Below are 10,928 nucleotides of genomic sequence, written 5' to 3'. Positions count from 1 at the left end.
GGTCGATCTGCTCCAGGGCGTCGCGACCGATGAAGTCGTGGTCGAACTTCACGAAGGAGCCGTAGCCGAGCTCCCACGGGGTCAGGTAGTAGTCCTCGATGTCGTCGGACACGAAGGATCCGGCGAGGGTTCCGGTGGCCTCGTAGCTGTCGACGCCCAGCCACTCGCGGTAGCCGCGCTCGGCCTCGCCGGTGTAGATCGCCGGCAGCGGGGAGGGGATCCATCCCGACTCCAGCGTGTTCGACGGGTACGCCCGCGATCCCACCGGAACCAGACCGAGCTCCGCGCCCGCCTCGACGATCGCGTCGCGGATGGCGTCGTGATCGGCGTACGGCCCCCACACCTCGAGGCCGGGGGCGCCCGCCATGCCGTGGCGGAGCGTGCGCACCTGTCGGCCGGCGATGGTCATGGTCGACATGTTGAAGAAGCCGAGCTTCTCGAGCGGGCCGCCGTTGAGCTTCTCGATCACGGCCCACGCGTTCGGTCCCTGGATCTGGAATCGGTAGTACTGGCGCCGCACCGCGTGCCCGTACGGGCGGGACGGCGAGCGACGGTCGACCGAGATGTCGAGGTTCGCGTAGCCGCCGGTCTCGCCGTGGTACAGCAGCCAGTTGGATGCCGGGGCCCGGCCCACGTAGACGTACTCGTCCTCGCCCTCCCGGAACAGGATGCCGTCGCCGATGACGTAGCCCTGCGAGGTCGTCGGCACGTACTGCTTCGCCTTGTCCACCGCGAAGTTCGCGACCGAGTTGATCGCGGTGTCGCTGATGAGCCGGATCGCGTCCGACCCCTTCAGGAACACGTTGTCCATGTGGTGCGACTGGTCGTAGAGGACGGCGGTGTCGCGCCAGGCCTTCTGCTCCTTGATCCAGTTCTGGAAGTCGGCGGGCACGACCGGGTAGATGTACGAGCCGATCTGCGAGTCTCGCAGCAGCTCGACCGGGTTGGTCTGCTCGATCAGTTCCTGCAGGTTGCTGGCCACGATGTGAACCTCTCTGTCCTCTCGGGGGTGGCGCCCGGGTGTGCCCCGGGGCGGTTAGAACACGATGGTGTGGTTGCCGTCGCGGATGACGCGGTCCTGGGCGTGCCAGAGCACGGCGCGGGACAGCACGGCGCGTTCGACGTCGGCGCCGCGGCGCTGGAGGTCGGCGGCGGTGTCGGCATGGGTGACGCGGGCGACGTCCTGCTCGATGATGGGGCCCTCGTCGAGGTCGGTGGTGACGTAGTGGCTGGTCGCGCCGATGAGCTTCACGCCGCGTTCCTTCGCCTTGCGGTAGGGGGCGGCGCCGATGAAGGCGGGCAGGAAGGAGTGGTGGATGTTGATGACCGGCACCCCGACCTGCTCGATGAAGTCGGCGGAGAGGATCTGCATGTACCGTGCGAGCACGACGAAGTCGACGTTGCCGGCGAGGAGCTTGAGGATCTCCGTCTCCGAGGCCGACTTGTCCGCGCCGGACTGCGAGGGCACGTGGAAGAACGGGACCCCGAAGGTGCGCACGTCCTCCGCGGTGTTGGTGTGGTTGCTGATGACCATCGGGATGGTGACCGGCAGCTCGCCGCGACGGTGGCGCCACAGCAGGTCGAGCAGGCAATGGTCGCTGGTGGAGGCCAGGATGGCCATCCGCTTGGGCACGGACTGGTCCGTCAGGCGCCACTGCATGCCGTAGGGCGCGAGGGTCTGGTCCAGGTCGGCCTCGAGGTCGGGGAACGCTGCCGCGAGATCGGGCCGGTGGAACACGAGGCGCTGGAAGAACTGACCGCCGGCCGGGTCGGAGGAGTACTGGTCGAGCGAGACGATGTTCGCGTTGTTGCGGGTGACCAGCGCGGTCACCGCGGCGACGAGACCCGGCTGGTCCGGACCGTGCACGATGAGGCAGGCATGGTCGCGGAGGGCGTCGGTGTGGACGGTCATGGTGGCTCCCGGATCAGGTCAGGACTGCGCGGCGACGTATTCGCGGGCCCATTGGGCTGTCGCGAGCAGGCCGCCGAAGGTGTAGAAGTGCAGTCTGACATCCCCGGATGCCGGGTTCTGCGCCAGCAGCGCGGCGAGGTCGGACACGAACCGGTCGGGCCCTGCCGTTCCCATCAGGTTCGTCAACGAGAACCCGTACTTCTTCACGATCATCGCGTTCGCGCCGATCCCGAACCGGCGCGCGAACCCGAGCAGCCGTTTGATGCCGGCAGGACCGGGGGTGCCGACGCGGATCTGGCTCTGGACGCCGCGGGAGCGGACCTGTTCGATCCACGCCGTGACCGGGTCGGTGTCGAAGGCGAACTGGGTGAGGATCACCGCATCCAGCCCCTGCTCCGCCAGCGCCGCCGACTTGTCGTCCAGATGCCGCCAGAGCACCTCGCCGGGGATGTCGGGGTGCCCCTCCGGGTAGCCGGCGATGGAGACCTCCTTCACCCCGTGATCGGGCAGCAGCCCGGTGCGGATCACGCTCAACGAGTCCGGGTACGGGCCCTCGGGCTCGGCCGGGTCCCCGCCGACGCAGAACACGTGCTCGGTCGCGCCGACCTGCGCCAGCGCCGACAGGAACTCCTCCAGCTGCGCCTGCGACCGGATGCGGCGCGCCGAGATGTGCGGCACCGGGGTGAAGCCCAGCTCGCGCGCCGCCGCCGCCGCCGCGACCCGCATCTCCAGGTCCTCGTTGCCCAGGAACGTCACGTTGATCCTCGTGCCCGCCGGGATGACGTGCGCCGCCTCCCGCAGACCCGGGACGTCCTTCCCCGTCATCTCCAACGAGAAGTCGTCGATGAGCCGGAGGGACGCCGTCGGATTCGCCGCGGGCGAGATCTGTGCCACTGTCGAGGTCCTTTCCTCCGCCGGGGCACCTCGGTGGGTCCCGTGAGCGTCACTTTACCTATGGACATAGTGAAATGTCCAGGGGTGGGTGGTCAGCGGGTGCGGCTGCGGATCGATCGCGCGCTCAGGAGGCAGGCGCCGACGACCAGGGCGGTCAGGGCGCCCACGGTGATCGCGAGGAACGAGCCGGTCGCGGGGCCGGTGACCGCCAGCGCGGGCGCAGTCGTGGCCGTGTCCGTGGCGGTGGCCGTGTCCGTCGCCGGTGTCGTCGCGGTGGTCGTCGGATCGGGCGACGCGCTCGCGGTCGCCGTGGGCTCCGAGTCGGGCGTCACCGCGGTCACCGGATATCGCGCGCTGATGCCGGAGTCGTTCTGCGCCTCGAGGAAGATCTCTCCCGCCGGCACCGCCGGGGAGAGGGTCGTGAGCTCGGTCGCGTCGAGCACGGTCGGCACGACGATCGCGAGCGCCGTGCCGTCGGCGTCGTAGAACGTGAGGACCGTGGAGGCGTCGAAGCCGGCGCCGAGGACGTCCAGCGCGGTGCCGCCCTCCGTGGAGACTGTCGAGGGCGACACGGTCGCGATCACCGGCGGCGCCGACACCGGCTCGGCGTCGGCGGGCGTCGCGGCGAGGAGCACGGCAGCAGCGGCGATCACGGCGCTGATCGCCGCGCGGCACGTCGGGCGTCGAGACACGGCGGCTCCCTCGGGCTCGGAGGACTGCTCAGATTCTGGCACGTCAGCCCGCGAGCACGAACCGCTCCCGGCGCCCCACCCCGGCGCCGACGACCAGCTGGGCGACGAGGACCGCCAGCAGCAGGGCGAACGGCAGCAGCCAGCCGCCGTCGATGCCGTGCAGGCCGCCGAAGACGACCGGACCGAGCGCGGCGAGCAGGTACCCCACCGACTGCGCCATGCCGGACAGGGCCGTCGCGCCGCGATGGTCGCGGGCGCGTTCGGCCATCAGCGTCAGCGACATGCCGAGCGACGCGCCGGCGGACAGCCCGGCGGGAAGCGCCCACAGCGTCAGCAGATCGGGGGTCGTCAGCATCCCCGCGACCCCGACGATCGCGAGCACGGGGGCCGACGCCGGCACCCACCGCCGACCTCGTCCGCGCAGCACCGCCGGCAGCGCGAGCGAGCCGACGATGCCGAGGATCTGATAGATCATGACGTCGACGCCCGCCGCCACCGAGGTGCGGCCGTGCGCTGTCGCGTACGGCGCCATCCAGGTCAGCAGGATGTAGAACGATGCCGACTGCAGCCCCATGTACGCGGCGACCTGCCAGGCCACCGGGTCACGCCAGATGCCGGTGCGGCCGGGCGACGTCTCGCGGGGAGCCGACGACTGCCGGGGCAGTCGCCGCATCACGATGAGCCATGCGATGATCGCCGGCGGCAGCAGGATGCCGGTGGCCGCCAGCGCGGTGCGCCATCCGAGCGCCGTGCCGGCGGGAGCGGCGAGCGAGACGGGCACGACGATCCCGGCGGCGAGGGCGCCGACGCCGGCCAGCAGGGCCGTGTAGACGCCCATCGTCAGGGGCACGTGCCCGGCGAAGCCGCGACGGATCACCGCCGGCATGAGCACGTTCGCGACGGCGAGCGAGGCGCCGATCATCGCCGTGCCGAGCCACAGGTCGACCTCGACGCCGGGGAGCGAGCGCCAGAGGGTGCCCACCCCGAGCGCGATCAGCGACCACAGCAGGGTGCGGGTCACGCCGAACCGCTCGCTCAGCCCGTGCGCGAGCGGCGAGACCAGCGCCCAGGCCAGCAACGGGATGGAGGCGAGCGCTCCCAGCGCCACGGTCGTGGTGCCGAGGTCGTCGGCGATCTGCTCGAGCAGCGGGCCCACGCCGGTGATCGTCGTGCGCATGTTCGCCGCGATGAGGCACACCGCCACGAACAGCGCGAGGCGCGGCATCCGCACCTCTTCGGACCGATCGCTCACGAGGCCCGACTGTAGCGCGCCGCCGTCGGCCGCCCGCCGGTCGGCGACACGGAAGCCGTGGACACGCTTCTCCGGACGCTCACCTTCTGACCCGCTCTGCGACTCAGAAGGTGAGCGTCCGGGCGGGCGTGTGCGGGGCTCGCCGAATCCGCGGCGTCACCCCGCGCGCCGCCGGGTAGCGCCGCCGGGTAGCGTGGCCGGGTGCCCCCCGCGACCCGTCCGTCCACTCGCCGACTCGGCATCCTGATCGTCTCGATCGTGCTGGCGGCGGCCATGCTGCGTGCGCCGCTGGTCGCGGTCGCGCCCGTCGCGCGCGCCGTCGGCGCCGACCTGGGCGTCTCTCCCGCCGTCGTCGGCCTGCTCACCGGCATCCCCGTCATCGCGTTCGCCGTGTGCTCGCCGCTCGCGGTCGCCGTCATCCGCCGGGGCGGAGCCGACTTCGCACTGTCGGTGAGCATGGCGGGCGCCGTCGTCGGCTGTCTCGTCCGTTCGGCGGGCGGCGTGCCCGCCGCACTGGTCGGCACCGCGATCATCGGGGTCTTCCTCACGATCGGCAATGTGGTCGTGCCGGTCGTGATCGCGCGGGAGTTCCCACCGCATCGCGTGCACATGATGACCGGCGTCTACACCTCGGCCATCAACATCGGCACGATGTCGGTCACGGTCGCGACCGCACCGCTGGCCTCGGTCGCCGGATGGCAGGGTGCGATCGCGCTGCCGGCGATGTTCGGTCTCGCGGCGCTGGCGACCTGGGCGGCGACGCACGGGGTGCGCGGTGCGTTCCTGCCGGGCGGCGCGGCGCCCTCCGCGTCCGCCGACGGCGACCCGTCCGACGTCCCCGAGCAGCAGGACGCGGCCGGCCGGCGATCCTCGGTGCTGCGGGCCGGCACCACGTGGGCGCTCGGGGCGGCGTTCGCCGGGCAGGCGTTCTCCTACTACGCCATGACCGCGTGGCTGCCGACGCTGCTCATCGACCACGGCTTCGGCTCGGAGACCGCGGGCGCGATCGCAGGGGTGTTCCAGGTCGCGGGCATCGCGGGCGGCCTGCTCGCACCGGTGCTGACCACGCGGGTGTCGATCCTGGCGGGCGTGCTCGCGGTCGCGGTCGGGTGGATCACCGTGCCGCTCGGGTTCATGATCGCGCCCGACCTGTGGTGGGTGTGGTGTCTGGTGGGCGGTGCCGCACAGGGCGGCGGCCTGACGGTCGTGTTCATCATGGTCAGCGCCCTCGGCGGCGACCAGCGCGACCTCGCCGCCCGCTCGGGGGTCGTACAGGGCGTCGGCTATGCGCTCGCCGCGCTCGGGCCGACCGTGATCGGCGGCATCCACGACGCCACCGGCGGATGGACGGTGCCGCTGTGGGTCGTCGTCGTCGCGGTCGCGCTGTTCGGCGCGGTAGGCAGCGGCGTGGCGCTGCGCCTCCGCCGCGCCTGAGCCCCGGTCGCGGACGAGCCCGGAGGCGAGGGGCGGCCGGGTCAGAGCCCGGTGGTCAGCGGCCAGCCGGTGTAGGCCTCGGCCAGGTAGGTCTGGCCGGCGTCCGACTCGACGACGCTGCGCAGCTCGCCCAGCTGCCGGCGCCGGTCGAAGTCGCTCGCGTCGGGGGCGACGTGCAGCATGCTCGTCATCCACCAGGAGAAGTGCTGCGCCTTCCAGATGCGCCGCGACGCGACCTCCGCGTAGCGGTCCAACGGCCGGTCGTCCCGCTCGAGCAGCAGCGCCCGCAGCGCGACGTTCAGCAGGATCACGTCGGCGATCGCGAGGTTCATGCCCTTCGCCCCGGTGGGCGGCACGGTATGCGCGGCGTCCCCCACGAGTGCGGCCCGACCGTGGCGCAGCTCATGGGCGACGAAGCTGCGGAACCGCAGGATGTCCCGCTGGAAGATGTGCCCCTCGTTCAGGGTCGTGCCCGGCACCCGCTTCTGCAGCTCCTCCCACAGCTGCTCCTCGCTCAGCGCGTCCGGATCGGCATCCGGATCGCACTGGAAGTACATGCGCTGCACGGTGTCGCTGCGCTGCGAGATGAGCGCGAAACCGTTCGGCGAGTTGCTGTAGATCAGCTCCTTCGCGCTGGGCGGCGCCTCGCACAGGATGCCGAACCATGCGAACGGGTATTCGCGGAAGTAGCCGCCGGTCGACGAGCCGGTGACCGCGGCGCGCACCACGGAGCGGGAGCCGTCCGCGCCCACCACGAAGTCGGCCTCGATCTCGAGCGACCCGCCGTCGGCGAGCGACGCGATCACTCGCGGGGTGTCGGTGTCGGCGTCTTCGACATGGTGCGCGGTGACGCCGAAGCGGATGTCCTGGCCGGCCGCGGTGCGCGCGGCCAGCAGGTCCTTGAGCACCTCGTGCTGCGGATACAGCCAGACGCTGCGCCCGACGTGCTGGCGGAAGTCGATGCGGTGGCCCGCGCCGGCGAAGCGCAGCTCGATGCCGTCGTGGCGATGGCCGACCGAGCGCGCGCGGCTGAACTCGCCGAGCGCGTCCAGCACCTCGACGGTGCCCTGCTCCAGGATGCCCGCGCGGATCGTGGTCTCGATCTCGTCGCGTGAGCGGTTGTCGACCACGATCGACTCGATGCCGGCGTCGGCCAGCAGGTGCGAGAGCAGGAGCCCGGCGGGCCCGGCTCCGACGATCGCGACGCGGGTGCGGACGGTGTCGGTCATGGCGTCTCCTTCGACGGGTCGGGTGCTGTCGACCAGTGTGCCCCGCAGCATCCGCTCGCACCGTTCGGCTCCCATTCAATGGGCTCCCAGTCGCGCCCCCGCGAGACCGCATCTGCGCGCCGAGACCTGGGGTGGACGCCACCGTCTCGGCGTCCAGATGCGGTCTCGCTGAAATCGGGCGGGGGATGCCGCGTGTCAGCGCCGCGCGGCACGGAGCGCGGCGTCGACCCCGGATGCGGCGCGGCGCAGTGCAGCGACGGCCGGCGCCGGGTCGGCGTCCCGCGGCAGGATCGTCGACAGCGCGGCGACCACCTCTCCGGCGTCGCGGAGCGGGACCGCCACCCCGGTCGAGACGGCCTCGATCGAGCCGGGCGCCACGACGACGCCCTGACGCCGGATGCGCGCGAGCACACGGCGCAGCTCGGCGGCGTCGGTGATCGTCCCGGGCCCGACCGCCCGCAGCGGGGCGCCGAGCACGCGCTCGCGCAGCGCGGCATCCGCGAACGCGAGCAGCACGAGCCCGGACGAGGAGGCGTGCAGCGGCAGGCGGCCCGCGATGCGGGTGATGTTGGCGCCGGCCTGCGGATGCGACAGGCGCTCCAGGAACAGCGCCTCGTCCTGCTCGAGCACGGCGAGCTGGGTGTGCTCGCGGATCTCCCGCTGCACCTGCGCCATGAACGGCAGCGCGGCCTGCCGCAGCCGCAGCGCGGTCGACCCGCGCTGCGCGAGCTCCCACAGCCGCAGGCCGAGACGGATTCGCCGGTCCTCGTCCCGCTCGAGCAGGCCGGCGGCGACGAGCTCGTCCACGATCCGGTGCGCGCTCGAGGACGGCAGCCCCGCCCGCCGGCCGATCTCGGCCGCGGTCTGCATCGTGCGGTCCGAGGTGAAGGTCTCGAGCACCCGCACGACGCGCTCGGTCATCGAGTCCCCGCTCGGCGAGTTCGCCATGCGCCCCAGCATCCCACGGCGGTAGGGTCGCGACCGGGAAGGACGACGATGGCCGAGGGGATGCTGCGCCGCGCGATGACGCTGCTCGCCGTGTTCGACGAGGACGACCCGGCACTGACGGCGGTGCAGCTGTCCGCGCGCAGCGGGCTGCCGCTCTCGACGACGCACCGCGTGCTCGCGCAGCTGGTGGCGGAGGGCATGGTGGACCGCACCGCCGACCATCGCTACACCGTCGGCGCGCGGCTGTGGGAGATCGGCGAGCTCTCCCCGATCGCGCTGCGCCTGCGCGAGACGGCGCTGCCGCACCTCGTGCGCCTGTACGAGGCGACCGGCGAGAACGTGCACCTCGCCGTGCTCGACGCGCCGACTCCCGCGGCGGCGACGGCGCTGTTCGCGGCCCGCATCACCGGCCGGGCGTCGGTGCCGACCCTCGGGCGCATGGGCGGGCGGCATCCGCTGCACACGACCGGGGTCGGCAAGGCGCTGCTGGCCACCCGCGACGACCCGTGGCTGAGCGCATACCTCGCGGTGCCGCTGCTGCCGGAGACGACCCGGTCGATCACGGACGGCGAGGCCCTGCGCGCGGAGATCGACACGGCCCGGACCCGCGGCTACGCCGTCACCCACGGCGAGATGACGCTCGGCAACGTGTCGGTGGCCGCGCCGCTGGGCACGGTCACCGGCCTGCCGCCGACGGCCCTGGGCATCGTGGCGCACGCCGACGAGACCATCGAGCGCCGTCTCGCGCACATGGTCGTCGCCGCGGCGCGGGAGCTCACGCAGGACCTTCGCGGCGCGCGCTCCCACTGAGTGAGAGGAGAGGCGCGGCCGCTGCCGGGGCGGTGCGAGCCTGAGACGGTTCCGAGGATCGTCGAAGGAGACCCCTGATGACCAGCACCGCCTCCGTGGACGAGGAGGCCTTCTCCTCGTCCGTCGTCATCGAGCCGACCGCGGCAGCGCCCGAGACGCTGCTCGCCTCGGCGGACATGCCCTCCCAGCGCGAGATCAACGCCGAGATGGCCGAGCTCCACGCGGCTGCAGCGTCCCGCGAGGCCGCCGGCGAGAGCGTGCCGACCACGCTGTACGACTTCGCGCCGTACCGCTCCAGCATCCTGCGCCACCCGACGAAGAACCCCCGCCTGGTCGATCCCGAGACGATCGAGCTGTTCTCGCCGGCGTACGGCCAGCGGGACGTCGCCAAGATCGAGTCGGACCTGACGCTGCAGCACACCGGCGAGCCGCAGGGCGAGCGCATCACGGTCACCGGACGCGTGCTCGACAGCTGGGGCCGGCCGCTGCGCAACCAGCTCGTCGAGATCTGGCAGGCCAACGCGGCGGGCCGCTACATCCACCAGCGCGACCAGCATCCCGCCCCGCTCGACCCGAACTTCACCGGCGCGGGCCGCACCGTCACGAACGACGACGGCGAGTACTTCTTCACCACGATCAAGCCCGGCCCCTACCCGTGGAAGAACCACGTGAACGCGTGGCGTCCCGCCCACATCCACTTCTCGCTGTTCGGCACCGGCTTCACGCAGCGGATCATCACGCAGATGTACTTCCCGGGCGACCCGCTGTTCGCGCTCGACCCGATCTACAACACCATCCGCCGTCAGAAGGACCGCGACGCGCTCATCTCGACCTACGACCACGACCTCACGGTGCCCGAGTTCTCGATGGGCTACCGCTGGGACATCGTCGTCGACGGCCCGGATGCCACGTGGTTCGAGCCCGAGGGAGCGCACTGAGATGACCGGCACCACCATCAGCCGACCCGCGACGCCCGCCGCGACCAGCCGCACGCGCGAGCAGCGCATCGCCGCCGCCGGCGCACCGACGCACGAGCCGACCGCCGGGCAGACGATCGGCCCGTTCTTCGCCTTCGGCCTCACGTACGACAAGATGCACGAGGTCGTCTTCCCGCACTCGCCGGGCGCGATCGTGCTCAGCGGAACCGTCTACGACGGGGCGGGGGCGCCGATCCCCGACTCGTGCGTGGAGATCTGGGGCGCGGACAGCGACGGCACGATCTCGCGGGCCCGCGGCTCGCTCCGGCGCGACGACCACACCTTCACCGGCTTCGGCCGCTCGTTCACCACCGACGAGGGCCACTACGAGTTCTGGACGCGCAACCCCGGCCAGGTCGAGGGCAAGGCGCCGTTCTTCGCCGCGATCGTGTACGCACGGGGCCTGCCCAACAAGCTGCACACCCGCATCTACCTGCCCGACGACGAGGCGCTGCTCGCGGCGGATCCGCTGCTCGCCTCGCTCGAGCCCGCCGAGCGCGCTACGCTCGTGGCGACCCGGGCGCCCGACGGGAACCTCGTGCACGACATCCATCTGCAGGGCGAGAAGGAGACCGTCTTCCTTGCCTTCTGATGCACTCCCCGCCGGCGACGGCCCGACCGTCGTCGACGAGGGTCTGCTGTCGCCGGTCACGGTCGGCTTCGACGCCGAGGTGACGGATGCCGCCGTCGCCGCCGCCCTCGTCGCCGCCGAGGCGGCCCTCGCCCGCGCCTGGGGCACGGTCGGCACGGCGCCGGATGCCGCGGTCGCCGCCGTCAGCG

At 72.3% G+C, this 10,928-nt stretch carries 11 protein-coding genes and 1 pseudogene; 5 read left to right on the top strand and 7 right to left on the bottom strand.

Annotated elements, in window-relative coordinates; all coding sequences use genetic code 11:
* From ligM to QM626_RS03870, 5 genes are all read right to left on the bottom strand, one after another.
* The coding region (gene ligM / locus QM626_RS03890; protein ID WP_415074172.1) for a vanillate/3-O-methylgallate O-demethylase at positions 1 to 982 on the bottom strand (982 nt) is incomplete at its 3' end.
* A gap of 54 nt (positions 983 to 1,036) precedes the next feature.
* The gene (gene purU / locus QM626_RS03885) at positions 1,037 to 1,912 is read right to left on the bottom strand and encodes a formyltetrahydrofolate deformylase (protein WP_415074170.1); all 876 of its coding nucleotides are present in this window, start codon (positions 1,910 to 1,912) and stop codon (positions 1,037 to 1,039) included.
* A gap of 18 nt (positions 1,913 to 1,930) precedes the next feature.
* Positions 1,931 to 2,737, bottom strand: coding sequence for a methylenetetrahydrofolate reductase (locus QM626_RS03880; RefSeq protein ID WP_415074175.1), 807 nt, complete (start codon positions 2,735 to 2,737; stop codon positions 1,931 to 1,933).
* A gap of 161 nt (positions 2,738 to 2,898) precedes the next feature.
* Positions 2,899 to 3,498: an IPT/TIG domain-containing protein gene (locus QM626_RS03875; protein ID WP_415074168.1), complete on the bottom strand. Its 600-nt coding sequence runs from the start codon at positions 3,496 to 3,498 to the stop codon at positions 2,899 to 2,901.
* Positions 3,499 to 3,541: 43 nt separating this feature from the next.
* Complete coding sequence (locus tag QM626_RS03870) at positions 3,542 to 4,750, bottom strand: MFS transporter (protein ID WP_415074166.1); 1,209 nt, start codon at positions 4,748 to 4,750, stop codon at positions 3,542 to 3,544.
* Between the two features lie 201 nt (positions 4,751 to 4,951).
* On the opposite strand from QM626_RS03870, the gene QM626_RS03865 reads away from it, so the two are divergent.
* On the top strand, positions 4,952 to 6,184 hold the full coding sequence (locus tag QM626_RS03865; RefSeq protein WP_415074164.1) for a CynX/NimT family MFS transporter: 1,233 nt from the start codon (positions 4,952 to 4,954) through the stop codon (positions 6,182 to 6,184).
* A gap of 41 nt (positions 6,185 to 6,225) precedes the next feature.
* Here QM626_RS03865 and QM626_RS03860 read toward each other — a convergent pair whose 3' ends face one another.
* Together QM626_RS03860 and QM626_RS03855 are read right to left on the bottom strand one after the other, a co-directional pair.
* Positions 6,226 to 7,413, bottom strand: a complete 1,188-nt coding sequence (locus QM626_RS03860; protein WP_415074162.1) for a 4-hydroxybenzoate 3-monooxygenase — start codon at positions 7,411 to 7,413, stop codon at positions 6,226 to 6,228.
* A gap of 195 nt (positions 7,414 to 7,608) precedes the next feature.
* A complete protein-coding gene (locus QM626_RS03855; RefSeq protein WP_415074160.1) occupies positions 7,609 to 8,361 on the bottom strand; it encodes an IclR family transcriptional regulator in 753 nt (250 codons plus the stop codon).
* Between the two features lie 48 nt (positions 8,362 to 8,409).
* Between QM626_RS03855 and QM626_RS03850 the strand changes: the two genes are divergently transcribed.
* The 4 genes and pseudogenes from QM626_RS03850 to QM626_RS03835 form a co-directional block, all read left to right on the top strand.
* Complete coding sequence (locus QM626_RS03850) at positions 8,410 to 9,171, top strand: IclR family transcriptional regulator (RefSeq protein ID WP_415074158.1); 762 nt, start codon at positions 8,410 to 8,412, stop codon at positions 9,169 to 9,171.
* Between the two features lie 77 nt (positions 9,172 to 9,248).
* On the top strand, positions 9,249 to 10,109 hold the full coding sequence (gene pcaH / locus QM626_RS03845; RefSeq protein WP_415074156.1) for a protocatechuate 3,4-dioxygenase subunit beta: 861 nt from the start codon (positions 9,249 to 9,251) through the stop codon (positions 10,107 to 10,109).
* A 1-nt stretch (position 10,110) separates the two neighbouring features.
* The gene (gene pcaG / locus QM626_RS03840; protein WP_415074154.1) at positions 10,111 to 10,740 is read left to right on the top strand and encodes a protocatechuate 3,4-dioxygenase subunit alpha; all 630 of its coding nucleotides are present in this window, start codon (positions 10,111 to 10,113) and stop codon (positions 10,738 to 10,740) included.
* Positions 10,730 to 10,928: pseudogene (locus tag QM626_RS03835) on the top strand (hypothetical protein); the annotation flags it as partial. The gene pcaG and the pseudogene QM626_RS03835, both read left to right, overlap by 11 nt.

It is taken from the genome of Microbacterium sp. (assembly GCF_047606385.1).
Lineage (GTDB): Bacteria > Actinomycetota > Actinomycetes > Actinomycetales > Microbacteriaceae > Microbacterium.
This window is presented reverse-complemented; position numbering and strand designations above follow the sequence as displayed.

What these genes read in the sequence shown, in the direction of transcription:
- purU (WP_415074170.1), bottom strand. Translation starts at nt 1,912, where the DNA reads ATGACCGTCCACACCGACGCCCTCCGCGACCATGCCTGCCTCATCGTG.
- QM626_RS03880 (WP_415074175.1), bottom strand. Translation starts at nt 2,737, where the DNA reads ATGACGGGGAAGGACGTCCCGGGTCTGCGGGAGGCGGCGCACGTCATC.
- QM626_RS03860 (WP_415074162.1), bottom strand. Translation starts at nt 7,413, where the DNA reads ATGACCGACACCGTCCGCACCCGCGTCGCGATCGTCGGAGCCGGGCCC.
- QM626_RS03855 (WP_415074160.1), bottom strand. Translation starts at nt 8,361, where the DNA reads ATGGCGAACTCGCCGAGCGGGGACTCGATGACCGAGCGCGTCGTGCGG.
- QM626_RS03850 (WP_415074158.1), top strand. Translation starts at nt 8,410, where the DNA reads ATGGCCGAGGGGATGCTGCGCCGCGCGATGACGCTGCTCGCCGTGTTC.
- pcaH (WP_415074156.1), top strand. Translation starts at nt 9,249, where the DNA reads ATGACCAGCACCGCCTCCGTGGACGAGGAGGCCTTCTCCTCGTCCGTC.
- pcaG (WP_415074154.1), top strand. Translation starts at nt 10,111, where the DNA reads ATGACCGGCACCACCATCAGCCGACCCGCGACGCCCGCCGCGACCAGC.